At 68.7% G+C, this 25,575-nt stretch carries 23 protein-coding genes and 4 pseudogenes; 8 read left to right on the forward strand and 19 right to left on the reverse strand.

Annotated elements, in window-relative coordinates:
- Window positions 1-172 precede the first annotated feature (172 nt).
- Window positions 173-850 carry a lysophospholipid acyltransferase family protein gene (locus BLS97_RS08405; protein ID WP_231988420.1) on the forward strand — a complete coding sequence of 226 codons (678 nt, stop codon included), beginning with the start codon at window positions 173-175 and terminating at the stop codon, window positions 848-850.
- A gap of 64 nt (window positions 851-914) precedes the next feature.
- Window positions 915-1,658, forward strand: coding sequence for a PAQR family membrane homeostasis protein TrhA (gene trhA / locus BLS97_RS08410; RefSeq protein ID WP_090475587.1), 744 nt, complete (start codon window positions 915-917; stop codon window positions 1,656-1,658).
- A gap of 96 nt (window positions 1,659-1,754) precedes the next feature.
- On the opposite strand, the pseudogene BLS97_RS08415 reads toward trhA, so the two are convergent.
- Window positions 1,755-3,434 (reverse strand): annotated as a pseudogene (locus tag BLS97_RS08415) (long-chain-fatty-acid--CoA ligase); the annotation flags it as partial.
- Between the two features lie 374 nt (window positions 3,435-3,808).
- Here BLS97_RS08415 and BLS97_RS08420 point away from each other — a divergent pair.
- The gene (locus BLS97_RS08420; protein ID WP_090475589.1) at window positions 3,809-4,546 is read left to right on the forward strand and encodes a dienelactone hydrolase family protein; all 738 of its coding nucleotides are present in this window, start codon (window positions 3,809-3,811) and stop codon (window positions 4,544-4,546) included.
- A gap of 95 nt (window positions 4,547-4,641) precedes the next feature.
- The gene (locus BLS97_RS08425; protein WP_090475590.1) at window positions 4,642-5,757 is read left to right on the forward strand and encodes an ATP-binding protein; all 1,116 of its coding nucleotides are present in this window, start codon (window positions 4,642-4,644) and stop codon (window positions 5,755-5,757) included.
- A 1-nt stretch (window position 5,758) separates the two neighbouring features.
- Here BLS97_RS08425 and BLS97_RS08430 read toward each other — a convergent pair whose 3' ends face one another.
- Genes BLS97_RS08430 through BLS97_RS08440 form a run of 3 tightly spaced genes read right to left on the reverse strand, consistent with a single transcriptional unit; the run spans window position 5,759 to window position 7,230 of the window.
- Window positions 5,759-6,379 carry a dihydrofolate reductase family protein gene (locus BLS97_RS08430; protein ID WP_090475591.1) on the reverse strand — a complete coding sequence of 207 codons (621 nt, stop codon included), beginning with the start codon at window positions 6,377-6,379 and terminating at the stop codon, window positions 5,759-5,761.
- Window positions 6,379-6,885, reverse strand: a complete 507-nt coding sequence (locus BLS97_RS08435; protein ID WP_090475592.1) for an SRPBCC family protein — start codon at window positions 6,883-6,885, stop codon at window positions 6,379-6,381. The genes BLS97_RS08430 and BLS97_RS08435 overlap by 1 nt, the downstream gene beginning before the upstream one ends.
- 3 nt (window positions 6,886-6,888) lie before the next feature.
- Window positions 6,889-7,230, reverse strand: a complete 342-nt coding sequence (locus BLS97_RS08440; RefSeq protein ID WP_090475593.1) for an ArsR/SmtB family transcription factor — start codon at window positions 7,228-7,230, stop codon at window positions 6,889-6,891.
- A 321-nt stretch (window positions 7,231-7,551) separates the two neighbouring features.
- Here BLS97_RS08440 and BLS97_RS08445 point away from each other — a divergent pair, with 321 nt between their 5' ends.
- Both BLS97_RS08445 and BLS97_RS08450 read left to right on the forward strand, forming a co-directional pair.
- A complete protein-coding gene (locus tag BLS97_RS08445; protein WP_197676473.1) occupies window positions 7,552-8,811 on the forward strand; it encodes a copper resistance D family protein in 1,260 nt (419 codons plus the stop codon).
- An 83-nt stretch (window positions 8,812-8,894) separates the two neighbouring features.
- Window positions 8,895-9,602, forward strand: coding sequence for an alpha/beta fold hydrolase (locus BLS97_RS08450; RefSeq protein ID WP_090475594.1), 708 nt, complete (start codon window positions 8,895-8,897; stop codon window positions 9,600-9,602).
- Window positions 9,603-9,658: 56 nt separating this feature from the next.
- Here BLS97_RS08450 and bluB read toward each other — a convergent pair whose 3' ends face one another.
- From bluB to BLS97_RS08485, 9 genes and pseudogenes are all read right to left on the reverse strand, one after another.
- Window positions 9,659-11,455 carry a 5,6-dimethylbenzimidazole synthase gene (gene bluB / locus BLS97_RS08455; RefSeq protein ID WP_090475595.1) on the reverse strand — a complete coding sequence of 599 codons (1,797 nt, stop codon included), beginning with the start codon at window positions 11,453-11,455 and terminating at the stop codon, window positions 9,659-9,661.
- A 66-nt stretch (window positions 11,456-11,521) separates the two neighbouring features.
- Complete coding sequence (locus BLS97_RS08460; protein ID WP_157695305.1) at window positions 11,522-13,576, reverse strand: TerD family protein; 2,055 nt, start codon at window positions 13,574-13,576, stop codon at window positions 11,522-11,524.
- Window positions 13,577-13,757: 181 nt separating this feature from the next.
- On the reverse strand, window positions 13,758-14,003 hold the full coding sequence (locus tag BLS97_RS08465) for a hypothetical protein (RefSeq protein WP_157695306.1): 246 nt from the start codon (window positions 14,001-14,003) through the stop codon (window positions 13,758-13,760).
- Window positions 14,004-14,150: 147 nt separating this feature from the next.
- A pseudogene (locus tag BLS97_RS08470) lies at window positions 14,151-14,630 on the reverse strand (serine hydrolase domain-containing protein); the annotation flags it as partial.
- Between the two features lie 30 nt (window positions 14,631-14,660).
- Window positions 14,661-15,652: pseudogene (locus BLS97_RS08475) on the reverse strand (IS481 family transposase).
- A 124-nt stretch (window positions 15,653-15,776) separates the two neighbouring features.
- A pseudogene (locus tag BLS97_RS08480) lies at window positions 15,777-16,831 on the reverse strand (serine hydrolase domain-containing protein).
- A 69-nt stretch (window positions 16,832-16,900) separates the two neighbouring features.
- Entirely contained in the window at window positions 16,901-17,056 is a 156-nt protein-coding gene (locus BLS97_RS23425) for a serine hydrolase (protein WP_197676675.1), read from the reverse strand.
- Window positions 17,023-17,313 (reverse strand): serine hydrolase, encoded by a 291-nt coding sequence (locus BLS97_RS24470; protein WP_407938033.1) that lies wholly within the window; start codon window positions 17,311-17,313, stop codon window positions 17,023-17,025. Before BLS97_RS24470 ends, BLS97_RS23425 begins: the two co-directional genes overlap by 34 nt.
- A 176-nt stretch (window positions 17,314-17,489) precedes the next feature.
- A complete protein-coding gene (locus BLS97_RS08485; RefSeq protein WP_090475599.1) occupies window positions 17,490-18,236 on the reverse strand; it encodes an SDR family oxidoreductase in 747 nt (248 codons plus the stop codon).
- 103 nt (window positions 18,237-18,339) lie between these two features.
- On the opposite strand from BLS97_RS08485, the gene BLS97_RS08490 reads away from it, so the two are divergent.
- Window positions 18,340-19,173, forward strand: coding sequence for a helix-turn-helix transcriptional regulator (locus BLS97_RS08490; RefSeq protein WP_090481696.1), 834 nt, complete (start codon window positions 18,340-18,342; stop codon window positions 19,171-19,173).
- A 21-nt stretch (window positions 19,174-19,194) separates the two neighbouring features.
- Here BLS97_RS08490 and BLS97_RS08495 read toward each other — a convergent pair whose 3' ends face one another.
- The 4 genes from BLS97_RS08495 to BLS97_RS08510 all read right to left on the reverse strand — a co-directional run bounded on the left by BLS97_RS08495 (window position 19,195) and on the right by BLS97_RS08510 (window position 22,732).
- Complete coding sequence (locus tag BLS97_RS08495) at window positions 19,195-19,761, reverse strand: isochorismatase family cysteine hydrolase (protein WP_090475600.1); 567 nt, start codon at window positions 19,759-19,761, stop codon at window positions 19,195-19,197.
- A gap of 81 nt (window positions 19,762-19,842) precedes the next feature.
- Window positions 19,843-21,579: an MFS transporter gene (locus BLS97_RS08500; RefSeq protein ID WP_090475601.1), complete on the reverse strand. Its 1,737-nt coding sequence runs from the start codon at window positions 21,577-21,579 to the stop codon at window positions 19,843-19,845.
- A gap of 66 nt (window positions 21,580-21,645) precedes the next feature.
- Window positions 21,646-22,083, reverse strand: coding sequence for a MarR family winged helix-turn-helix transcriptional regulator (locus BLS97_RS08505; protein WP_090475602.1), 438 nt, complete (start codon window positions 22,081-22,083; stop codon window positions 21,646-21,648).
- Window positions 22,084-22,150: 67 nt separating this feature from the next.
- Window positions 22,151-22,732, reverse strand: coding sequence for a hypothetical protein (locus BLS97_RS08510; protein WP_157695307.1), 582 nt, complete (start codon window positions 22,730-22,732; stop codon window positions 22,151-22,153).
- Window positions 22,733-23,029: 297 nt separating this feature from the next.
- On the opposite strand from BLS97_RS08510, the gene BLS97_RS08515 reads away from it, so the two are divergent.
- The gene (locus BLS97_RS08515) at window positions 23,030-23,944 is read left to right on the forward strand and encodes a hypothetical protein (RefSeq protein ID WP_090475604.1); all 915 of its coding nucleotides are present in this window, start codon (window positions 23,030-23,032) and stop codon (window positions 23,942-23,944) included.
- Between the two features lie 48 nt (window positions 23,945-23,992).
- Here BLS97_RS08515 and BLS97_RS24185 read toward each other — a convergent pair whose 3' ends face one another.
- Together BLS97_RS24185 and BLS97_RS08520 are read right to left on the reverse strand one after the other, a co-directional pair.
- Window positions 23,993-24,121, reverse strand: coding sequence for a hypothetical protein (locus BLS97_RS24185; RefSeq protein ID WP_269457496.1), 129 nt, complete (start codon window positions 24,119-24,121; stop codon window positions 23,993-23,995).
- A gap of 38 nt (window positions 24,122-24,159) precedes the next feature.
- Window positions 24,160-25,563: an FAD-binding oxidoreductase gene (locus BLS97_RS08520; protein WP_090475605.1), complete on the reverse strand. Its 1,404-nt coding sequence runs from the start codon at window positions 25,561-25,563 to the stop codon at window positions 24,160-24,162.
- Window positions 25,564-25,575 lie beyond the last annotated feature (12 nt).

Here is a 25,575-nt window from a genome sequence, read left to right on the forward strand (position 1 = left end):
CTTGCAGTCGGCCTGGGATGGCTTCGATGCCGCCGCGACGGACCCGTGCCGGTTGCCGACCGTCGCGGCTGTTCGAAGGCAGGACGAAAGGCTCTGGCGGCACACCGCAACGGTGGGGAGCGTTGACGGCGTGAACGCGTCACGGATCAGGAGTGCATCGCCGCGACCGCCGGTGGGCGAACGTGCCAGCTGGGTGTACCGCGGCGTGATGGTGCTGACCTGGCCGCTCGTGCGTTGGTGGGGCCGACTCATGGTGGAGGGCATCGAGGCCCTGCCCCGGTCGGGGCCGGTGTTGATCTTCGCCAACCACGACAGCGCGTGGGACCCGCTCGTGATCGCCGGCGCGGCGCGGCACCGCCAGATCTGCGCCTTGGCCAAGGCGACGCTGTGGCGCCATCGGGCGATCGGCTGGGTGCTGGACGGAATGGGCCAGATCCCCATCCGACGCGGGGAGCACGACGCACTGGCCATCAGCACCGCCGCCGACGTGCTGACCGCCGGAGGTTGCGTCGGGATATTCCCTGAGGGGACGGTCTCGCGCGGCCGCACCCTCCGGGCGCGCAGCGGAGCCGGACGTCTGGCCCTGGACGTTCCTACCGCGACGATCGTCTGCGCCGCGGTGACGGGCTCGGCGGACATCGTGCGATGGCCCACCCGTCCCCGGCTTCGTGTGCACTTCTTCCGGCCGGCCGGTGGTCAGCCGCACCCGGGCGAGAACGCCCACGACGTGTCGGCGCGGATCCTGGCCGAGCTCCGGGCGGATGCCCCGGTGGTGGCGACCGGCCGTCATCCAGGGGTCGGTCGATCGGACTCCCGCGCCGCGGCCCCTTCGTCGAGATCCGAGGAATGACGACTCACCGCGAACGGGACTTTTGCCCCTGTGAGACATCGGGCGAAGGTTGCGAAATGGAGGGATGGCAAGGAGCAGACGCCTCAACGGTGACGGGCCGCCGGGTCGGTCGGAAGACGGCCACGTCCATCCCCCGGTCTCACCGGAGCAGCTGTACGACGCTCGCCGTCAAGTGTTCTACGCCAAACCGCTGTGGCGTGGATGGATGCATCTGGCCTTCTTCGAGCTGTCGCTGGTCTGCGGCACCCTGCTGGTCGTCTGGGCCAGGGGGTCATCCGAGATCATCGGCGCCATCGTGTACGCCGTGACGCTCGGGGCGATGTTCGGTGTCAGCGCGCTGTACCACCGCGGGCGTTGGGCCGAACGGAGCCGAGTGGCCCTGCAACGGCTGGACCACCTGATGATCTTCCTGATGATCGCCGGAACGTCGACGCCGATCTTCCTGGTGGCCGCCCCGGGACCGTTCGGCATCACCTGTCTGATCATCGTCTGGTCGCTCACCGCGATGCTGTCGGTGACCCATCTGACCTGGATGAACGCGCCCGACCGGCTGGTCGGGGGCAGCTACATCGGCCTCGGTGCGGTTGCTGCGGCCGGACTGCCGGCCATCTGGATCCACGCCGGGACCGCAGCCGGGATCCTGATGATCGCCGGAGGTGTGCTCTACATCGTCGGTGCCGTCAGCTACTACGAGCGATGGCCCGATGTCCGACCGACCACCTTCGGCTATCACGAGTTCTTCCACACCTACGTGTCCCTCGCGGCCACCTGCCACTTCGTCGCCATCGCGCTATTGATCACGTCCTGACCGCTACTGACCACTTCCTGACGGCGTGCCGATCACCGGTCCGTCGCCCTCCGGTCGCGCGGTCCCGGGACCATGCGCCAGGGGTGGCTCCGACCCGGACAGGAGGGAATGCCGCACCTCGCGGTGCAGGATCTTGCCGATCAGCGAATGAGGCAGCTGATCGACGATGATCACGCGGCGGGGCACCTTGTAGGAGGCGAGCGATCCGCGGCTGGCCTCGCGGATCGCCGACTCGTCCAGCCCCGCGCCCGCGTCAAGGACCACGGCGGCGACGACCTCTTCGCCACCGTTCGGTGACGGCAGGCCAACGGCGGCGGCCTCCTGGACACCCGGGATCGCACAGAGCACCTTCTCGACTTCCGAGGGGTACACGTTGAACCCGCCGGTGATGATGAGTTCTTTGATCCGGTCGACGACCGTCACGAAGCCGTCGGCGTCCATGACCACGATGTCGCCGGTCCGCAGCCAACCGCCGGGCGCGAACGCCGCGACGGTGTCATCCGGTCGTTGCCAGTACCCGGAGAAGACCTGGGGCCCACGCAGCAGCAGCTCGCCGGGCTCTCCTGGAGCCCGGTCGTGCTCCGGGTTCTTCGGGTCGACGACCCGCACGTCGGTCGACGGGAAGGGGAGTCCGACCATGCCGGGCCGCCGGGCGGTGGATATCGGGTTGCCGAGGGCGATGGGGGACGCCTCGGTCATCCCGTAACCCTCGACGAGCAGCCCGCCGGTCGTCTGCTCCCACAGCTGCACTGTGGCCGGCGGCAGGGCCATCGCTCCCGAGATGGCGAATCGCACCGACGACAGATCGACGCCACGGGCCAGGGCGGCGTGGGCGAGGCGCTCGTACATCGGAGGCACGCCGGGCAGGAACGTCGGCGGCCGGCGCCGCACCGCGTCGAGCACCAGGCCGACGTCGAAATTGGGGAACAGCACCAGCGCCGCGCCGATGCTGATGGCGAACGTCAGGCACAGAGTCAACCCGTAGGCGTGGAACAGGGGCAGGACCGCGTAGATGGTCTCGCCACCGTCGCGTAGTCCTGGGACCCAGGCGCGCCCCTGCGCCGCATTGGCCCGCAGGTTGCGGTGCGTCAGGATGGCCCCCTTGGGGGTCCCGGTCGTGCCGCCGGTGTACTGCAGCAGTGCCACGTCATCCGGGCCCGGACGAGGGTGGGCCGGGTCGATGGGGCCGGCCGCAGCGAGGAGCCGGGCCCAGTGCAGGGTTCCCGGGGCCGGCGCGGTCATCGCCGTCCGCCTGGCCCGCGCCTGGCGGATCGGCAGCCGCAGAGCCCACCGCTTCAACCGGGGCAAGGCCCTCGTGAGGTCGACCGACACCACGGTTCGCACATCGGTGTTCGCGGCGGTCTGTTGAACCAGGGGCGCCACCTTGTCCCACGCGATGACGACCCGGGCGCCGTGATCGGCCAGCTGGACCTGCAGTTCCGACGCCTTGTACAACGGATTGTGTTCGACCACGATCGCGCCCAGGCGCAACGCGGCGTAGAACGCGACGACGTGTTGGGGGCAGTTCGGAATCACCAGGGCCACGCGGTCGCCGCGTTCCACTCCCAGTCGACGCAGGGCCTCGGCTCCTCGCGCCACGAGCGTCCCGAACTCGGCGTAGGTCGTGGTGGCCCCGAAGAAGTCCAGGGCCACCTTCGACCGGAAGCGCTCCACGGATTCGTCGAGCAGATCGACCAGCGACTGCTCCGGAACGTCGACGGTCGGCGGCACACCGTCGGGATAACTGGCCAGCCACGGTCGGTCAGGGGTCACCATGCCTCACCATCCCACGATCGAGCGGGACGCCGTCGGGCTCGTCCGCACCGCGCCGTCGCCTTCAACCAGACGTGACTGTTGTCGCCCCGGCCCGGCCCGGCCAGGGCCGTTGGTCACTACTGAGGTTGGGATCGGCCGTTGCGTTCGAGCCGGACGCCGGGGCGTCCGGCTCCCCGGCGTCGCGGAAACCGGGCCGGAAATCGGTTGGCCGGGCCGACCGTGCGCTGCTACCTTGCCCAGCGAGACTTCTGTGGGAGAGCGAGGAGGTGGTACCCGTGAACGCACTGTCGACATGGGCGCTCCTCTGCGGGGTCTCGGTCGGGCGGTAGGTCGCCCGGGAGCGCCATCCGAAGGCCCTCCCGAAAGGCACGACCATGCAGTGCACCTCTGAACAACACCTCGACGGCGACATTCTCGAACGTCGCTTCGTCCTCGGTGAGATCCCCGGCATCCTGTGGACGCCCGCATCGGCGTCGGCGTCCTCCCCGGTCCCGTTGATCCTGCTGGGGCATCCTGGCGGGCTGCCGAGGATGCACCCCCGGCTGCTCGAGCGGGCTCGTCGCTCCACCGCGGCCGGGTACGCCTGCGCCACCATCGAGCTGCCCGGAAGTGGTGACCGGCCCCGTTCCGCGGCCGCCGAGCAGGCCCGCACCGACCTGCACCGGACGCTGGCGGCCGGCCAGCGGATCGACGGGGAGCTGATCGACCGGCTCGTCCTTCCCCTGGTCGACGCGGCCGTCCCGGAATGGCGGGCCGTCCTGGACGACCTGCTCGGGCGCCCCGAGATCGATGGCCCGGTCGGCTATGCGGGCGGGATCATCTCCATCGGCATCCGGCTGGCGGTGGTCGAGCCGCGCATCGCGGCGGCCGTTCTGTTCGCCGGGAGCTACGTGCCCCGCTCCCTGTTCGAGGAGGCCCCGCGGGTCAGGATCCCGCTGCTGGTCCTGCTCCAGTGGGACGACGAGGACAACGACCGGCAGATGGCGCTGGACCTGTTCGATGCGTTCGGCACCACCGAGAAGACGTTGCATGCCAACATGGGTGGGCACACCCGCGTCCCGGCGTTCGAGGGGGAAGATGGGAACCGGTTCTTCGCCCGGCACCTGAGATGAGCTCGCGCGGGTAGAGGCAGTGGGAGCGGTGACCGGTGTCTAAGTGACTCTAATGAGTCTAATCGACTCTAAATCCGGGCTGCTATCGTGGGCGGATGCCGAACCCGTTCCACGCCAGTTTCGGGGTGAGCCCGCCGTTGCTGGTCGGCCGCGAGTCGGTCCTGGAGGACTTCGTCGAAGCGCTCGAGGACGGGCCCGGGTCGTCCGGCCGCGCGTCGCTGTACACCGGTGCCCGAGGCGCGGGCAAGACCGTGATGCTCAACGCGGTCGAGGACCGCGCCCGTGCGCTCGGGTGGTTGGTGGTCAGCGAGACCGCAACCGCGGGTTTCGTCGACCGGATGACGCAGCAGCACCTGCCGAAGCTATTGCGCGAGTTCGACCCGGAGGCGGTGCAGCGGCGGCTGAAGGGGATGACGGCGCCACTGAACATCGGCCGGGTCGACTGGGACACGGTGGAGCGGCACGTGGTGCAGGTCGGGCTACGCAACCAGCTCGAGGTGCTCACCGACCTGCTGTCCGAGCACGGCACGGGCGTTCTGATCACCCTGGACGAGATCCACCAGAACCAGCTGGCCGAGCTGCGCGAGATCGCTACCACGGTGCAGCACGCCTTCCGGGAAGGGCGCGAGCTCGCCTTCGCCGGGGCCGGCCTGGCCGCCAGTGTCGCCGACGTCGTCAACGACGACGTGCTGACCTTCCTGCGGCGGGCCGAACGGCATTCACTCGGGTCCGTTCCGCGCACGGAGGTGGAGCGTGGCTTCCGCGAGCCCATCGAGGCGGCCGGCCGCCACATCGGCGCCGAAGCGTTGCAGATCATGGTCGACGGTACGAACGGCTACCCCTTCCTGCTGCAGCTGGTGGGGGCGCAGACCTGGCGGCTGCACCCGGGCCAGGAGGAGATCACCACCGTCGACGCGGCCGAGGGCGTGGCCAGGGCGCGACTCCGGCTGGGGGCGTTGATCCACGAACCGGCGCTGAGCGCCGCCTCCGACATCGACAAGAGGTTCCTCCTGGCGATGGCCCACGACGACGGCCCGTCCAAGATGGCCGACATCCAGCGGAGGCTCGCCGTCGACGTCAACTACGCGAGCCAGTACCGGTTGCGTCTGATCGCGGCCGAGCTCATCTACTCGACCCGCCGCGGGTACGTCGACTTCGCCTTGCCCTATCTGCGCGAGTACCTGCGCGACCAGGCAACCACCGACCTCTGAGTCACCGCTCCCGGACGGCGTAGGTCAGATGGGTCACCCGCGGCGTCGATTCTGCGTGGACCTGCTCCAGGGCCACGCGACTCGCGTCCACCTCCTCGAACAGGCGGATTCCGGAGCCGAAGAGGACGGGGGAGAGGGCGATCGTGAACTCGTCGATGAGGCCGGCGTTCAGGTACTGAAGGATCGTGGCCCCGCCGCCGGAGATGCGGACGTCCCGGTCGCCGGCGGCCTGGCGGGCCTGGTCGAGCGCGGACTCGATCCCCGAGTTGACGAAGTGGAAGGTGGTGCCCCCCAGTCGCTCCCACGGGTCACGCTTCTCGTGGGTCAGGACGAAGACCGGCGTGTGGAACGGCGCATTCTCCGGCCACATCTGCTCACCGGCGTCGAACATGCGCTTGCCCATCACGTTCGCGCCGGTGCGCAGATGCGTCTGTTGCGCGATGTCGTTGTCGCGCCCTTCCTCGCCGCCCGCGCCCATGGTCAGGTTCTCCCGGAAGAACCGGGTGGGGAAGACCCATCGCTGCAGTTCCATCCACTGCCGGCCCATCAACTCCCCGATCGACGCGGGGGCGATGAACCCGTCCAGCGACATGGACACGCTGAAGAAGACCCGGCCGGCCATCAGCGCGCCTCTGTCTTCTGCAGGACCTCGCTGACGTAGGCCGCGAGGTTGTTCAGTGTCTGCCGACCACCTTCGACCGCGTGGTACTTCTCGACCGCCTCGTCGCGGAGCGCCTTGGTGGGAAAGACCGTGTGCAACTGGATCCGGGTTGCCGGGCCGTCGGGGGCGAACGTCACGACCGATTCGAAGGCGTTCGGATCGTCCTGGGATTCGCCGTGGCGCAACGTGATCCGCTCTGGCGGGGTGATCTCGGTCCAGGAGATCCATTCCTGGTATTCCGTCCCGTCCGGTCCGTGCATGACGAAGTCCCAGTCCCCGCCGACGCGGAACTCGAAGGCTCGCGTGGTGGTGGTGAACCCATCGGGCCCCCACCACTGCGACAGATGCCGGACTTCGGTGAACGCTTCGAACACCAGCTCCCGCGGAGCGCTGATGATCCGGGTGACCACGATCTCGCGCTCGGCGGTCGGCGATTGGGTGGCCGTGTCCTGCTCCGTTGTTGCCATTCCTCACTCCTCCTGTTGTGTCTGCATGAGGTTCTGCACGTATGCGTCGAGCCGGTCGAAACTCTCGTTGAAGAACCGTTCGAATCCGCCGGTCCACTCGTGGACGCCGCGCAGTCCGCGCGCGTCGAGCCCGTACAGGCGCTGCTTGCCGGCTTTGCGGTCGCGCACCAGCCCGACCTCCCGCAGCACCCGCAGGTGCTTGGATGCCCCCGGTTGGGACATGCCCAATTGTTGGGCCAGTTCGGTCACGGGTCGCTCGCCGGCCCGCAGCAGCACCAGGATGTCCCGGCGCTGCGGCTCGGCGATCGCGTTGAAGACGTCCGATGTCGTCGCTGCTCTCGCCATGCGGCTCATCATATGCCGATATCGGTATGCGTCAAGACGTCGAGGGATCGGGTACGGCGAGGCGCCCGGGTCGACCGGCTGGACCGGGTGGGTATCCGGCCGAAGAGATTGGTCATCCTCAGGTCAGAGCACCGGCTCCCGTCCTGGGCGGAGGGCCCAAGTTGAGCTTCAGTCGGCGTCATAGCGCAGGCTGGACAACGCTTTTGGCTGCGTTTGGTTCAACGCCAACGGGTTGAGTTCATCACATTGACCTCGATAGTTAGGTGTGCCTAATCTAAGCCGTCATTTCCCAGGAGTGATCACACCGAAAGCGGGTCAGCGATGTCCGTTCCCAGTCCCCACATCGATGGGACCCTGCTGTCCGCCGTACCGGCCCCGTCGACGCCGTTGGGTTCGTTCGCGGACAGCGCGGTTGCCTTTGCCATGTGGGCGACCCTGATGGGGTTCGTCGGACTGGTGGCGCTGATGCTGGTGTCGACCGGCCCCGCGGCCCGGCGGATCGGCGCGGAGACCTGGGGCCGCGTCACCGTCCGGCCGGCCCGTGTCGCCGTCGTGCTCGGGCTGCTGGCGGTCCTGGCGGTGCTGACCGACCTGGCCCGTGGCGCGTCGAAGGCGGGCGGTTTCGACTACGGCGCCGCGTGGGACACGTTGTTCGACGGCACCAACTCGGGCCGGTTGTCCGGCCTCGAGGTGACCTTCTCGGTGGTCGGGGCGGCCCTGATGCTGCCGTTCACGGTCCGCCGCTTCGCCGCGCGGCCCAGACCGACGTGGCTTCTCGGCCTCAGCCTGACGGCCGGGGTGATTGCCCTGGGCGCCACGAAGTTCCCGTCCAAGACGCCGACGAACTGGGGGCGCACCGCCTTCGACACCCTGGTCTGGATGTTGCACCTGATCGGAGGCGCCGTGTGGATCGGCGGTGTGGCCGGGTTGCTTCTGCTGGCCCTGCCCGGCGCTGTCCGACCGGCCGAACGCGGCGAGTTCTGGGCACCGGCGATCCGCCGGTTCTCGATCGCCGCGATGACGTGCGTCGGGGCGCTCGTGCTGTCCGGGCTGTTCCTGTACTGGGGGCACGTCGACGGACCCTCCCAGCTGTTCACGACCATGTACGGGCGGGTGCTCGGGGTGAAGATCCTGATCTTCGGTGTGGTGCTGTTGCTCGGCGTGGTCAACCAGTTCTGGCTGCACCCCCGGATCGAGGCGCTGCGCGTCGCCGGGGACGAGAGACCCCTCCGCATCATCCTGGCCCGGCAGTTCCCACTGGTGGTGGCGGTCGAGGTGCTGCTCGGGCTGGCGGTGCTGTTCGTGGCGCCCTTCCTGCACGGCTCGGCCCGGAACCAGGCGTTCCAGGCGGCCGTCGCGCAGCAGGCCACCGCGGCCATCGGCCAGCTGCCGAGGATCCCGGCCAAGGTGGTCACGCCCTCGACCTGGGTGTGGGGGACGATCGAGACCGTCGTCGTCATCGTCGTGATGGTCGCCGGATACCGGTTCTCCGGACGCATGGCCAAGCGTCGTGTGCTGTCCAACCCACTCGGCCCGGGTGGCCGCGCAAGCCGTGAACTGCTGTCCGAGGGGTCGCACTGAGCACCTGGGTCGAGGGCTCACGGCTGCGGGAGCTCGCACGGGCTCCGTCCTGATGTCGGTGGGTTGAGGAACACTGCCGGACTATGGAAACGATCCTCATCCCGCCTCTGCTGTGCTCCCCGAAGGTGTATGCGCCGATCCTGGACACCGTGTGGTCCCACGGTTCGGTGGTCGTGGCCGACACGCTGCACGACGAGACGATTGCCGGGATGGCCACCCGGATCCTTCGGGACGGTCCGGCCCGGTTCGCCCTTCTCGGGACCAGCATGGGCGGGTACGTCGCCCTGGAAGTGATGCGCCAGGCTCCGGGGCGGGTCGCCGGGCTGGCTCTGGTCAGCACCTCCGCGCGGGCCGATTCCGACGAACAGCTCGCCGCTCGCCGCAGGCAGTCCCAACTGGTTGAACAGGGTCACTTCGGCAAGCTCGTCGATGCCGCCTTCCCCGGGCTGGTGGCCGAACGCAACGAATCGGACCCGAACCTGTTGCAGGCCTGGCGTTCGATGGCATCAACCGTCGGACCCGACGGCTTCCTGCGGCAGCAGGCCGCGGCCATGGATCGCAGCGATGCCCGCGACGTCCTCCCGGACATCACCTGCCCGACATTCGTCATCCATGGGGCGCAGGACCGGCTCATCCCGATGGACGCCGGACAGGAGCTCGCCGACCTCGTTCCGACCAGCACGCTGCGAATCATCGAGGATGCCGGCCACTTCCTCTTCCTCGAACGACCCGATGAGCTGACCGCGATGGTCGAGGAATTCCTCGGAGCGGTCCGGTTCTCCTCCCGTTAGCGCACGCGCGTCCCGTTGGGCCCGACCTACCAGCGAGGACAGAGGTCCGGGTGGAGTCAGCCCGGCCCGGTTCGTCCGCGAGTCGCGGTGCGGCCGGTACCGGCCCGGGTCGCCAGGGCGGCCTTGAGCAGTCCCGTGGCCAGACACGCTCCAGTTCCTTCGCCGGCGCGGATCCGTAGGTCCAGCAACGGTTCCTGACCCAGTTCGTGCAGCACCGCGCGGTGTGCGGCTTCGCGGCTGCGGTGCCCGGCGATCAGGTGGGCCGCGACGGCCGGATGCATCCTGACCGCGAGCAGCGCGGCGACCGAGGTGGCCAGGCCGTCCAGGATCACCGGGACCCCGCTGCCTGCGGCGCCGAGTACGACACCGGTCAGGACCGCGAATTCGGGGCCGCCCAGGGCCGCCAGGGCGGTCATCGGATCGGACAGCCCGTCGCCGTGGACGGTGCGGGCGCGGGTCAGGCTCCGGCCGATCAGGAGCTCCTTGCGGCGCAGCATGTCGGTGTCGGCGCCGGCGCCGAGTCCGACGACGTCGGCCGCCTCCAGGCCCAGCAGCACGGCGGTCAGCGCGGCGGCGACGGTGGTGTTGCCGATGCCGACCTCGCCCAGCGCGACGGCCCCGCTGCGGGTGGCCTCCTCACCCACGCCGCGGCCGAGGTCGATCAGCCGCCGCACGTCCAGCGGGTGCAGGGCGTCGGTGGTGACCAGGTCACCGACCGGGTGCAGTGGGCGGGCCGGCACCGGGCCGGGCAGCGGCAGTCCGTCGATGCCGGCGTCGACGAGAACGATCTGCATACCGGTACTGCGGGCCGCGGCGGTCCCGGCCGCTTCTCCAGCCACGGCCGCGGTCATCACTTGGCGGGTCACCGTCCGCGGATAGGCCGACACCCCGAAAGCCGCCACCGGGTGATCGGCGCCGACCAGGACCAACGTCGCGGCCCCCAGATCGGGCCGGCGGAGCGCGGTCAGCCGGTCGAGGGCTCGATCCAGGACGCCCAGCGAGCCCGGTGGGGTGAGCAAGGCGTCGGAGTGGTCACGAGCAGCCACCACGGCCTGCTGATTCGGGGCTCGGAGGTGCGAACGCGGCGGTCCCGGAGTGCGGCCCGGCTCGGTTGGCCACCGTTCCTGCAGGACCACGTCCGACAGCGGTGACTTCTTCGACCATCCGGCTCGTTCCAGTCCTGGGGTGGGTGGTCGCTCGTCGGGCCAGCCCAGGCACAACCAGCCGAGCGTGACCACGCCGTCGGGCAGGTGCAGCAGACCGGCAAGATCGGCCGGTTCGAACAGGGTCACCCAGCCCAGGCCAAGGCCTTCGGCGCGGGCCGCCAACCAGATGTTCTCGATCGCGCAGGCGCACGACCACAGGTCCGCATCCGGGAAGGTGGCGCGGCCCAGCACTCCGGCCGCCGGGCTCCGGCGGTCACAGGCGATGACGACACCCAGCGGCGCCGCCCGGATACCTTCCAGGTGCAGATCCAGCAACTGACGACCGGAACTGTCGTCGAAGGCGGCCGCCTGGACCAGACGTTCCCGATCGGCGAGAACCGCTGCCCGCTCCCGGGTCTCGGCGTCGCGGATGACGATGAAGCGCCACGGCTGGGAATGCCCGACCGACGGTGCCGCGTGCCCGGCGGCCAGGACCCGATCCAGCACGTCCTGGGGAACGGGATCGGGCCGGAACCGGCGCACATCCCGCCGGGCCCGGATCACCTCGTACACGGCATCCCGGGCGTGCTCGGGGAACGCCCACCCGGTGGGATCCTCGGCTCGCTGGGCAGCCGAGGTCCGGTCACCGATCAGCGGGACCGGACGGGACCACCTGGCGCCGTCCGTCCCGTTCGTCGTGTCACTCATCGGACCACCATCCCATTCCCGGGACGGTCGGATGATCGCCAGGACGCCGAGCTGCCCACGGCGCCTTCAGTCGGGCTCGGTGACCAGCCGCGGTGGCTTGGCACTCCATGGGTGCAGGTTTTGGACAACTTCGGCATAGAACACGTTGGCTATGTCTTGCACGGACTTGATGAATCCGCCCGGAGCGGCCGCTCGTTTGGATCCGATTTGTGCCTCCATGACCACTTTGAATCCGCGTATGTCGCGGCCATCCGCCGGCAGGAGGCTGTCGGGGTTCTTCCTCAGAGCTCCCATGAGTTGGGCCGTCGAGGCTCCCCGGCCGCCGGCCAATGCGGCTTCGATTCTGAGACTGTCACGCGACTCGTCCGGAAGTTGTCGGAGGAGCCATTTCACACGTGTCGTTGGCCGTCCCTCTCGGGGCGCATCTATCTGGATCGAGCACCCAACCCGCTCGGCCCGCAGATCGGCACTGACGACGATGAGGTCGACCGCTCCGGGCACGCGCAAGGTGCCGAACAGCAGACCCGAGTCGGCCAATTGCTGGCACCGCGTGGCTGCGTCGGCCGCGTTGCGCGGCGGGAGCGCCTGGACTTGGACCCCCAGCAGGACCGAGAGTTCGAAGGCCACTCGCTGGATCAGCTGGTCGAACCGATTGCTGACCTCCACGGTGTTCTTGTCACCGCTGCGAAGAGTCTTGGCCTTCACCGCGTCACGTACCCCGACCCACCGAGGTCCCATGTCGTTGAAGCCCGGAAGTCCCGCCCGTGGATGCTTCATATACCGGACGAATTCTTCCAGAACACGACGTTGAGTGGGATCGGCCACCCCCCGATTCTTGAGCAGGAGGAGGGCGTCGGTGCGTATCTGGTCCCAAGACAGATGCGCCAGCTTCACTTTTCGGAGTTTGCGCCGGTCGATGGCGACCGGGCTCTCATCCGACCCGCTCAACTCATTGCTGATCGTGACGACCGCGTCGTACCCCTTGTCGCGAGCGATGTCGACGTAGCTGTCGACCTGCTCGAGCCTCAACTTTCCGACGCCGGTCTTGACCTCGACAAGGGCTTGCCAGGTTCGCTGGCCGCGCCTCACCCTGATGACTCCGTCGGGGCGGTACGCCTCTTCATCGTGTCCGAATGGCACCTCGATGAAGGTCTCAAGCGTACCGGCAGGGGCGCCGCAACGGGATATCAGGACACGACCGAACTCCTTGACGAGAGTCATGACAGCAAGGAGGGCCGACGTCGCCCGGCGCTCCTGTTCCTCACCACTTCCGATACCAGCCACGGGAAACAGGCGGGCCTGCTGCCAGTCGGTCCCATCTTCGGTCGGAATCGTCGCGCCCCAGTCGGCCGGCATGCGTGGGGCCCTGATCGGTCGACGGACCGAAATCCGCTTCGCGATCGGTCGTGCTTCATCCGAGGCGGCCTCTTCAAGCGACTCGCGGGTGGACTGGTCGATCTCGTCGGGCAATGCTTCCGGCGGCTCGGGGACAGCCTCGACACTCGTTGCTGTGACTTGTTCTTCTACCTCGATCCCATGCGCGCAGAGCAAGGCGGCCAACCCGCCGTCGTACCCCTGCCCAACCGCCCTGACGCGCCAATCGCCGTTCCGGCGATAGAACTCCCCGAACAGCAGGGCGGTCTCCGTGCTGGCACCCTCGATCGGGAAGCTCAGGAGATCGTGAGCGTCCGCTGTCCGCTGCAAGCGGAGCGACAAGACTGTGGCATCCCCGAAAGTAACCTCGGAGAGAGGGTCCAGACTGGCGGCCAAGACTATGCTCCGGATGTCATCCGGAACATTGTCCAGTTCAAGGGTGACGACGTCGGCAGAGATTCCGTCGTTCGCGTCCGCGGGTTCGTCGGCCTCGGAGCGGACCTTCTCCCGGAGATGAACAGCCCCTCCGAGCGCCACGGGCTGGTTGTAGAAGACAAGGTCGTCATCGCTTCTGACTTTGCCGCTCTCGCCAAGCAGCAGGACGCTTACGTCCGCAGCCACGGGTCTACCTTCAGCACCACCTGACTCCAGGACGACAGTGACCGAGCCCAGCTCGGCGTCCAACTCTCGCAAACCAACGTTCGCGCCTTTGGCCAATCGCCGGGGCGTCTCATCGCTCTCGCTCACTTCCGAAGCATCACACGTTGGCTGCCTCAAACCCTCCATTTCGCCGACGTCGACGACGTCTCGTGTCTGTGGTTGCAACCACAGACGTCGATCACGGGGCACTGTCGCCCGTCACCAGCAGCGCCACAACAGTAAGGCGATCCTGACGGTCGCCCTCCCATGTGTTCCGTGAGCGACCGGATCAGGCGCCCGGGGGTTGGCGTCGCCGGTGACCGACCGCCAGGGCCGCCGCGCCGAAACCGACGCACAGCCCTCCGTCGACCCAGGGTCGGGGATTGCGGACATCGGGCCGTTTGCCGAACGACATCGTGTCGAGCAGCAGCCGGGGTGCGTCGGCCCGCGGTTCGAACCCACCGAACACCACCCGCATCGTGCCCTTGCCGAGGCTGGTGAAGTCGACTCGGAAGACGAATGGGGTCGTCGGCATCATCGGGTGCAAGGGCAACCCGCGCCGCATCGCGGGGATCGGCGTCAGCAGACGCAGCAGCAGGCGGCCGCCGCGGACGCTGACCTCCGCTCCGGCGCCCAGGAACAGCCGGGTGAACAGGTTCGTGACCGGCCCGGGGTCCGGGCTCTACCAACCGCAGATCCGGCTCCAGACCTCCGGATGCGTCGGAAGATCGGTGCGGATCGGGTCGTCCGGCAGATCGAGCAGGCGACGCAGCAGGGCCACCCCCAGTGGATCCGGCGCGCCGCGGCCGTCGAGGCCACCGGTGTTGCCGAGCACCACGACCCCGACCCGGTCGTCCGGCGCCATGATCATCTGGGCCAGGAAGCCGGACACGATGCCGTCGTGGCCGACGGCGCGATGGCCGTCCTCGGCGCCGAGGAGGAAGCCCAGCCCCATATCCGGCACCCGCGGATCGGGCTGGAAATGGGGCTCGAACATCGTCGTCACGGTGTTCGGCGTCAGGCCCGTGCCGTGTCGGTTGGAACCGCGGTTGAGCAGAGCCGCCACGTAGCGCGCCATGTCCGCGGTCGTGGAGTACGCGGCCCCGCCGCCCACCGCCCGCACGTCGCGCGGGCCTGACGGGCCGGAGCCCGGGACCGCAGCATGTACCCGGTGGCGAGATTCGCCCGCACCCTAGCTGTACTGCCCGGGGACGTTGGTCAAGCGGCTGATGGGAGGGATCTTGCCGATTGCGGTGTGGGGCCGGTGGTGGTTGTACTCGTGGAGCCAGGCCGGTAGGGCTTTGCGCCGGACTGTTTCGGAATTGTAGAACCGGCGAAATGCCCAGCCTTGGGCCAGGGTGCGGTGGAACCGCTCGATTTTGCCGTTGGTCTGCGGCCGGTAGGGGCGGGTCCTTTTGTGGACGATCCCCAGTTCGGCGCAGGTGTCGCGCCAGAGGTGACTTTTGTAGCAGCTGCCGTTGTCGGACAGGACCCGCTCGGTGGTGACACCGCGGGCAGCGAACCAGGCAACCGCGTTGCGCAGCACGGCCACCGCGGTGAGAGCGGTTTCGTCGTCGTGGATCTCGGCGTAGGCGACGCGGGAACAGTCGTCGATCACGGTGTGCACGAACGCCGTCCCCATCTTTGGGTTGTGGTGGGAGTTGCCGGCCTTGCCCGAGGTGTCAGAGCGATTCTTGTTCCCTTGTTGACGGCCGACGTATCGCCAGCCGCCGCCGTCGGGGACGTTGCCCAGCTTCTTGACGTCGACGTGCAGCATCGATCCGGGGTGGTCGTGTTCGTAGCGTCGGATCGGTTCGCCGGTGGCCCGGTCCACATGTGAGAGCCGGTTGAGTCGGCAGCGGGTGAGCACGGCGTGGACGGTGGAGGCGGCGACACCGACCTTGTCGGCGATGGCCACTGGGCCCAGGCGTTGCTTCCACCGCAGGTGCACGATCTTGCGGACGGTGGGTTGAGGTGTTTTCGTCGGTTGGTGGTGCGGAGGGACGAACGATCGGTCATGCCGGCCGGGCCGCATTCCCGGTACCGCTGGGCCCAGCGGTTGGCCGTGGGCCAGGACACGTCAAACCGTTCGGCGGCCCGGGCCACCGACCACCCCTCCTCGACGATGAGCCGGCCGATCTTCAGACGTGCGCGAGGGGTCAGTGCAGCATTAACGTGGGACACGAAGACCTCCGGTGTCGTGGGGCGGTTTCTAGACAGCTCCACTCCACGCCCGGAGGTCTTCCCGATCAACAACCGTCAGATCGTGTCGTCACACGAGTTCAACCAACGTCCCCGGGCAGTACAACTAGCTCATCGCTGCCCGCTCACGGCCATCAGGTCCGGCTGCCGGCGGCGAGTACCGGCGTCCGGGTCGACCTGAGTGCCGATGTCGGCTTGCCACAGAACGCTTCCTTGCGCTGAGCGGTAGTCCATCGAAGTGGATTGCGGTGACCTCCCCGGCCGGGTTCCGGCCGAACACCACGCTGGCCGCTGCCATGCCGTACCGGGAGAGATCGACCCGGAAGACGTACGGGTCGGTGTCCTCATCCGGGTGCAGAACGAGACCTCGATACAAACCGGGAAGTGGGCTCAGGGTCCGCAGCATCAATCGGCCATGCCGGACGAGTACCACCACCCCGGCTCCGAGCAAGGACCACGCCTGCATATCGGTCGGCTGAGCCCGGGGCCGGTACGGGCCGCACAGACCACGCCAGATCTCGGGCCGATGCGGCACATCCGTGCGAACGGCCGCCGGCGGGACATCGATCAGATCGCCGAGCAGTTGCCCCGTTTCGGCCGTCAGCCACGTCGCTGCGTTCCTGGACCCGTTCGTGAAGGCCACCACCCTCGCGCGATCGTCGGGCGCGACAAAGATCTGCGAATTGAACCCTGGAAGCACACCTTGGTGTTCGGCGACGGCGTGCCCACCCATGTCGACCCGGAAGAAGGACAGACCCAGGCCCGGGATACGGGGATCGGGCTGGTACTGGGCGGTGAACATCATGACGAGCGATTCCGGTTCCAGGATCGCGCCACGCTCGCCCGCCCCGCGGTTGACCAGGGCGGCGACGTACCGGCTCATGTCCTTTGCGGTGGAGTAGATCGAGGATGCGGCCGCCGTCACCCACTCTCGATCGCTCACTGCCACAGCGCCCCTGGATCGAGCCGGTAGCCGGTCGCGAGGCGCGCCCGGAACCGTTCCGCGCGCAGAAGATCGGTGTCCTCCATGGCCAGGGGCACGAAGACGTTCTTGCGAAGGTAGTCGGCGAGCGGCTGACCACTGACGTGCTCGACGATCTGGCCGAGGGTGGCAAACCCGTGATCGCTGTAGGTGCAGATCGTCCCCGGTTCGGCCGCCAGCCGGAGAGCTCCGTGGTAGTACTGCGCCGGCGTAGGGACCGGCTTTCCGCGGGCGAAGCTCTCGCCGAACTAGCCACTGCTGACCATGCGCCACGGATGCACCCACTCGGGTATCCCAGCGGTGTGGGTCAACAGCTGCCGCACGGTGGCCGGTCGCCAGTTCGGGTCGGCGAGCACCAAGCGGTAGGCGCTCAGGTAGTCATTGGCCGGTCCAGGTCCAGCCATCCTTTCTCCCACAGCTGCATCACGGCGATCGCCGTGAACGTCTTCGAGATGGACGCGATCCGAAGACCGTGTTCTGGGTGACTGCCGACCTGGCCTCGATGTTCGCGAATCCCTGGCCGTGGAGGGGCTCCACCTGCCCGTCCCGTACCACGCCGACCGCCAGGCCGACGGTCGGCCAACGGCTGCGGATCGCATTCATCCGGGCCTCGAGCTGATCTGGCGCCGCCTCTCGTGAGAGCGGCGATCCCGGGGGCCAACCCCGGTGGCCACCGGAATGCAGGGTTTTGGCCACTACGACCCTGCGGCGGACGGCGCGGATCCGGAGGAGGCGAAGGACCCAGCCCGGGAGGCTGAAAGTCCCTATCGTCCTGGAAACGACACCCGCCTCAACGAGAGAAGACGACCTGGCCCCGGAGAAGCGCTGCGGAGTGACTCAGTGGCGGCCGTTGAGCACACGGACCACCTGGTCGTAGTCGCCGCGCTCGGCGGCGTGGCGCAGGAACTTGACGTTGTCGACCAGGATCTCCCCGGGATTCTCCTGTGCCTCGAGCAGACGGATGGTCTCGTCGGCGAAGTCGTCCAGCGGCATGGCGTCTTCGCTCTCCTGCAGGTTCATCAAGGTGGTGCGCACGGCCGGCGGCACGATCTCGATCACCTCGATGTTGGTGTCGGCCAACTGCAGTCGGATGCCCTCGGACAGCATGTGGATCGCGGCTTTGGTGGCGTTGTAGGTCGGTGTCTGGGCCAGCGGCACGAACGCCAGGCCAGAGGAGACGGTGACGATGGTGGCCGCGGGCCGGCGGCGCAGGTGGTCGATCAGGCCGGCGAAGAGCCGGATGGGCCCGAGCAGGTTGGTGGTGACGGTGCGCTCGGCGATGTCCAGGAAGCCCTCGCGGCGGTGCCAGTCCTCGGGTTCCATGATCCCGGCCATCGCGATGACCATGTTCAGGTCCGGATAGCGATCGACGACCTCGACCGACGCCGAGGCGATGCGGTCGGGGTCGGCGGTGTCGATCTGCACCGTTCCGAAGCCGTACTCGGTGGCGAGTCGGTCGAGCAGCGCCGTGCGGCGGCCACCGATGATCACGGTGTTGCCCTTGGCCTGTAGGCGGGCGGCCAGCGCCAGACCGATACCGCTGGTCGCGCCGGGGATGAAGACGGTGTTGTTGGTGATGTTCATGTCGCCCACGATGCGCGGATCGGCCGGTGGTTGAAATGGGTCTGTCCAGAGGGGGATCGGCAATCACCTGGTGATCCCGGGAATCGACGCCGATCATGGGGTCATGCGTGCAACCGAACTGGCCGAGTTCCTGCGCCGCCGACGTGAGGCCCTCCGCCCGGAGGACGTAGGCCTGGTGACCGGCTCCCGACGGCGCGTCGTCGGGATGCGACGCGAGGAGGTCGCGGCTCAGGTCGGCATGTCGGTCAACTACTACACCCGGCTGGAACAGGGCCGCGGGCCGCAGCCGAGCATCTCGATGCTGGGCGCCATCGCCCGCGCGATGCGGTTGACCAACGACGAACGCGACTACCTGTACCGGGTGGCCGGCCACGCCGCGCCCGACCGGGCTCTGGAGAGCGCCCACGTCGCCCCCGGACTCCTGCGCGTTCTCGACCGTCTGCACGACACCCCGGCGCTGATCCTGAGTCCGTTGCTGGAGACCCTGGTCGCGAACGACATGGCAATCGCCCTGTTCGGCGACCACACGGCTCGTACCGGGCTGGACCGCTACGACGTGTACCGCTGGTTCACCGACCCGGCCGCGCGCGAGGTCTACCCGGCGGCCGACCACGAGCGGCAGAGCCGCGCCGTCGTGGCGAATCTGCGAGTGGCCTACGGCCAGATGGGCCCACGATCTCGCGCGGCCGAGATCGTGCGCGTCCTGCAGAACCGGAGCCCGCAGTTCGCCGCGCTGTGGGACCGGCACGAGGTGGCCCGGCGCTTCGAAGATCACAAGGTGCTGATCCACCCGCAACTGGGCCCCCTCGAACTGGATTGCCAGGCCCTGTTCACCGAGGATGGTGCGCAGACCCTGCTGACGCTCACCGCCGCCCCCCGATCGGCCGCGAGTGAGCAGCTGGCCCTGCTGGCCGTCGTTGGTGCACAACCCTTTTGACGCGCGGCCCGGCGCGGGCGATCAGCGGGTCGAGCGCAGCGTCTCGAGAATCTCGCCGCTGGTGGCGGTTTCGCCCAACTTGGGGAAGACGCGCTCGACACTGTGGCGGTGGGCCGCGTCGTCGAAGTCCGTCATCGCGTCGGTGGCCAGCACGACGTGGTAGCCGTGGTCGGAGGCCGACCGCGCGGTGGACTCGACCCCGGAGCTGGTGGCGATGCCGGCCAGCACGACCTGGGTGACGCCGAGATCCCGCAGCACCGTGTCGAGACCGGTGTCGTGGAAGGCACTCCGGCGCCGCTTCGAGATCAGGTGATCACCGGGTTGCACGTCGAGCTCGTCGACCAGCTCCGTCCAGCGGGCCGGCAGATCGAACCTGGTCCCGGAGCCGCCGGTCGCAGTGCGCCCGGGTGGCCGTCCGGTGACGTTGACCAGGATCACCGGCAGTCCGTGACGGCGGAACTGCGCGGCCAGTGCAGCCGAATTCTGGACGACGGTGGCGACCGCATCGTTCTTGCCGGTCTCGACGATCCCGCGCTGCAGATCGATGACGACCAACGCGGGGGTGGGGTCGATGGTGGTGACGGGCATGGGTTGCCTTTCGGTGGTGGGTGGGTCGGAACAATGGAAGCGTCAACTGCGAACGGTTGCGCGGCGGGGAGTCTCGTGAGTTCAGTCGGAGCGCGCGACGGCTCGATCCGGCCGGTCGCCGGTGACCGGCCGGGCACCGCGGAGCAGTGACGCGACGGCGGCCAGCAGGGCCAGGACGGCGGCGAAGGCGAACACGACCAGGAGCCCGGAATGGAATGGTCCGGAAATGAGGCCGGGGAAGAACTCCCGGCCGGTGAGGGTCTGCTGCTGCGAGGAGGTGAGGGTGGACAGCACGCCAGAGGGCTGCAGCAGGTGCTGGATCGGGTTGACACCCAGCTGAGCGGCGAACAGCGATGAGACCGGAGGGAGCGAACCGACCTGGGCCGCGGTAGGGGCCGGAACCCCCTGCTGTTGCAGGCCGGCGGTGAGGGTGTGCGGCAGGTTGCTGGCCAGTCCGGCGATCATCAGGGAGAAGAAGACGGCGATCGACGCGGCGGTGCCGGTGTTCTGGAACGTGGCGCGCATCCCGGAGGCGATCCCGCGCTGGTGGGCCGGCACGCTGCTCATGATCGAGGACGAGTTCGGCGACGCGAACATGCCGGAGGCGATCCCGTTCACGGCGATCAGGACGGCGAAGACCCAGTAGGAGAAGTCGGTCGGTATCAGCATCAGGCCGAGGAAGCTGACCCCGAACAGCACCGCGCCGGCGGTGGCCAGGCTGCGCGACCCGATCCGGTCGGACAGGTACCCGGACAACGGGCCGGCCACGAGGAACCCGGCGGTGAGGGGCAGCAGGAAGATCCCGGCCAACAGGGGAGTGTCGTTGTAGTCGTAGCCGTGCAGGGGTAGCCAGATGCCCTGCAGCCAGATGATGAGGATGAACTGCAGGCCACCGCGCCCGATGGAGACGAGCAGCCCGGCGATGTTGCCGGCCGTGAAGGCCCGGATGCGGAACAGACTGAGCTGGATCATCGGTGCGGTGACCCGGCTCTCGATCATCACGAAGGCCACCAGCAGGGCGAGGCCGCCCCCGATCAGTACGAGCACCGTCGGGCTGGTCCAGCCCATCGTGTGGCCGCCGTAGGACTGCAAGCCGTAGGTGGTGGCGACCAGGATCGCGCTCAGCCCGACGGCGAAGGTGATGTTGCCCCACCAGTCGATACGTCCTGGTTGCCGGTGGCCGTTGTCGCGCAGGGTGCGGTAGGCCCAGATGGTGAAGAACACCCCGACCGGCACGTTGACCCAGAACACGGCCCGCCAGTCCAAAGCCGCCAGCAGACCACCGGCCAGCAAGCCGATGAATTGCCCGGCCAGCCCGGCCACCTGATTGATCCCGAGCGCGAACCCGCGCTGATCCGCCGGGAAGGCGTCGGTCAGGATGGCGGCGGAGTTGGCCTGCAGCATCGAACCTCCGGCGGCCTGCACGAACCGCCAGCCGATCAGCCACATCGCCGCGTGGGTCCCGTCGAACGGGTCGAACGACAGCAGGATCGACGCGATCGTGAAGACCGCGAACCCGCCGTTGTAGATGCGGACCCGGCCGAACATGTCACCCAGCCGACCGACCGTGGCGACGAGCACCGCCTGCACCAACCGGTAGCCCATGATCATCCACAGGAGGTAGGCGATGTTGCCCTCCGCCAACGGATCCAGGTGGATGCCGTTGAAGATCGACGGCAGGGCGATCAGCACGATGGACCCGTCCAGTGCGGACATGAACACCGCGGCCGTGGTGTTCGTCAACGCTGTCCACTTGTAGCGGTCCTTCTCGCCGCGGCCGGTCTTCTCGGCCCCCTGTTTTGCGCGCGCCAGATTCATCCGGGTCTCCGTGTCTTCGTCGTTTTCGGTCGTGCCCGAACGACCAGGTGGTGTGGCCCGCCGCGATCAGAGGTCGCGGGCCAGACGTTCGATCAGGGGCGCGGCGGCCAGCAGCCGCTTCATCTCGGTCGCGGTGAAGCCCTCGGTCAGCACGTCGGCCAGTTGTCGGCTACGGGTGTTTCGCTTGCCCTGCAACAAGATCTGTCCAGCCGGAGTGATCGACAGCATCACCCGCCGCCCGTCCGCGGGGTCGCTGTCCCGGCGCACCAACCCCCGCCGCGTCAGGGCGGCCACGGTCGTGTTCATCGACTGGGGGCTGATCTGGGCCGCCCGCGCCATCTCGGCCGACGTCGACAAGCCGGCGTCGGCCAGCCTCTTGAGCGCGGAACGCTCCGGCGTCGTCAGGTCGTCGTCGGTGGGTAGTTGGCGGACCCGCCGCACCAGCACGCCAACGCTGGTCAGCACCGCGTCGGCGACCGCCAGGGCGTCAACATCATCAGGCATAGTGATCAGGTTACCTGATCACTATGCCTGATGGCAATCACGAGCCTGGGGGCGGGCTGTCCCGCGGTCAGGCGAAGTTCGCCCCGGCATTGCACACATTGTGGTTCTGCGAGCTGTTCGGCGAATACGCCCATTGGTCGTAGTGGTTGGTCACGGCCGTGCCCGCGCTGTCGTACCAGTTGAGCTGGAGCAACACGAATGTGTCCAGGGACGTGAATTCCGCACCGATGTAGCCACTCTCGCCGTCGGCATCCTGCACTGACGTCCACCCGGCCGTCTGGTACATCACCGAGGTCCAACTGGTGCTCCAGCGCCCGGCGACCACGTCCGTGTAGAACAGGCCGGTGCGATAGACCTGGCTGGGCGGGTGCATGAAGGAGACCTTGAGGAACACCCGGGCGGGGGCGGTCGACGTGCCGGTCACGTTCGGCAGTCCGGTGCTGCTGATCTTGTAGTAGTACGGGCTGTTGACACCGGTCTGCTGGATGTACCAGCCACAATTGGCCGCCGTGGCCTGGGGTGTCACGGCGGCGGAGGCCGGCACCGTGCCGACACCCATCATGGTTGCGATGATCGCCACCACCGTGAGGAATACCCGCAGGGTCCGCTTCACCGGAGGAGTCCTGGGCTGGGATGCGCGTGCGTTCATGAGATTCGCCTTCCTGGTGTGAGGTCCGGTGAAGCCGATGGCAATCGTTGGGCGGATCGCGCTGATGACGGTTTGGACGACGCCGGACCGCCATCCGTTCCACCGTCCGGCGATCGACGGGAGCGTGGCCAGCGGTTCGGTCCGCGGGGAGACCGGCCCCATCGCCGGACCCGGCATCGCAACGATTCGCCCGATGGGGACTTAAGGCTCTGGTGCCGTTTCGGTCTCGATTCCTAGCGTGAGATCGGGCGGGTCCCTGGTGCCGCCGGCGCCTCCGCCCGGGTTCGCCTGGAGGAGATGAGACAGATGACCTTCGTCGCCGATTCGCCGGTGTGGAAGGGGCGACCGGCCGCGGCGACCGGCCGCGGGCATCGGGGTGCGCTCGTGCTGTCGGCGGTGGCCGCCGGGTTGATGGCGGTGGCCTCGGTCACCGGGCTGGTGTCGCCGGCGACGTACCACGACCCGACGGCGATGGTTTCGATGCTGCGAGGCTTCGACCTGGTCACGGCGGTCTTGGTGGTTCCCGGCCTGATCGGTTCCCTGATCGGTGTTCGACGGGGCTCACTGACGGCCGAGTTGGTGTGGGTCGGTCTGTTGGCGGCGGCCGTGTACACCTATTCCATCTACGTGTTCGGGTGCACGTTCAACGCCTTGTTCCTGGTGCACGTCGGTGTCTTGTCGGCGTCGACGGTGGCGTTGATTCTGGCGCTGGTCCGCCTGGATGTGGCCCGCGTCCGGGTCCGGTTGCGCCCGGCCGCCCCGGTGCGGTGGACCAGCGTGCTGCTGGGCCTGTTGGCTCTCGGGTTGGGCGCGATGTGGGCGGTCTCGTCGCTGCGGTTCGCCCTGACCGGCGCGGCGCCGGTCAGCAGCTCGCTGGTGGAGACCGATGCCATGGTCCACCTGGGGTATGCCCTCGACCTCTCGCTGTTGGTGCCGGCGTACGCGACCGGCGCGGTGCTGCTGTGGCGGCGAGCGCCGTGGGGCCATGTGATCGCGGCGGTCGTGCTGGTCTCGGGCCTCGTCCATCAGGTCGGGTACCTGGTGGCGATGCCGTTCCAGGTGGCGGCCGGCGTGCCCGGTGCGGTGCGGACCGATCTGGCCGAGCCGGTGATCATCGCACTCTTCCTGATCGCCGCCTGGCTTCTGTTGGCGTCGCTGCGCCCGGTGCGCGGCGACGCCGCGGCGGCGTCAACCGGGCCGGTCCGCCCGTGAGGTCGGACCGCGACCGGCCGGTTCGGCGCCGCCGCCTGCGGATGCAGATCAGCGGGGTGGACCGCCGATGGCCCCGTTGCCCGGTGTCGTGATGGCGGCCAATGCGCCGACGGCGGCGCCGAACAACGCCGCCGCGGTGGCCAGGAGCAACCGGCGGGTGGAATGGAGGGTGGACATGGTGACCTCTCTGGAAAACGGTTGGGAAGAAAGGAATGTCAACGCCCGGCCGGCGTGACGGGCTGGTTGGCGCGGATGAGGTCGGCCGGGTCGTAGGTCGACTTGATCTCGCGGAGCCGGGCGTGGATCTCCGGACCGAACAGCGCATCGCCCGACTTCCGCTCCTCGGCGAAGTTCAGGTAGCTGCGGCCCTTCGACCACGGCGCCATGCGGTAGCGCACGGCGGTGATCGCCGCGTGCACGGCTGCGGTGATCTCTGGGGTCGGCGTGATGCCGACGGCGAACAGGGCGACGTCCGCGTCCAGGGCCGCCACCGCGCCTCCGGTCGGCGAGCCCCGGTGGATGGCGCCTCCCAGTTGCCGCAACTCCATCGACAGCAGGGCCGGTCCAGTTGTCTCGGACACGGCGACGAACGCTTCGATCAGGCCGGCGTCCAACCCGTGCAACAACATGCCGTCGCCGACTCCCGGGACCGGCCCGGGCGGATCCATGTGCAGCTGGGACAGTTCGGTGACCGGGGTCGGCCGGAACGTGTCGAGTTCGGGCCCCAGATCCCGCAGCGGGGCCAACAGCTGGTCCGCCGTGCCCGGTTCCAGTTGGCAGGCCGCCTCGACCACGACGAACGAGCGGCCGGCCAGGTGGGGCGGCAGGTCGGGCAGCGGCGGGAACTTGAGGATGCGACCGACCGACGTCACGGTGTCGGGCACGGTGGGCAGCCACGCCCGCCACGCCTGCAGGACCTCGGTGGCCCGCTCGGCCGGGAAGAACAGCACGCCGGCGTAGACCTCGCTGATCGGGAACAGCTGCAGTTCCAGCGCCGTCATGACGCCGAAGCTGCCGCCGCCACCGCGCAGGGCCCAGAACAGGTCCGGGTCGTGCTGGGCGTCGACTCGGCGGTGAACGCCGTCCGCGGTCACCACCTCCAGGGCCAACACGCTGTTGGCGGCCAGACCGTGGGAGCGGGCCAGCCAGCTCAGGCCACCGCCGAGGGTGTATCCGGCGACGCCGACGTCGGGGGAGGAGCCGGCCAGTGCGGCCAGGCCGTGCTCGGCGGCGGCGTTGGTGACGTCCATCCACCACGCTCCGGCCTGGACCCGGGCGACCCGGGTGACCGGATCGATCTCGACGTCTCGCATCAGGCCGGTGCGCACCAGCACGGTCCCGGCGAGATCGCCCAGCGGGGCCGCATTGTGCCCGGTCGATTGGGCCGCCACCCGGAGCTGGCACTGGCGGGCGGCGTTGACGACCGCGACCACGTCGCGCGCGGTGCGGACCTGCGCGACGGCGGCCGGGTGCTGGTCGACGTCCAGGTGCCAGGCACACCGGGCCTCGTCCCAGCCGGGTTCACCTGGGCGCACCAGGCTGCCGTCCAGGTCGACCGCGAGGTCGTCGAGCGTTGTGGCCACAGCGAAGCGAGCACTGTGGGTAACCGTGAACGTCATGAAAGCTGTCCT

Origin of the sequence: Nakamurella panacisegetis (assembly GCF_900104535.1) — a bacterium.
In the GTDB taxonomy this organism is placed as follows: domain Bacteria; phylum Actinomycetota; class Actinomycetes; order Mycobacteriales; family Nakamurellaceae; genus Nakamurella; species Nakamurella panacisegetis.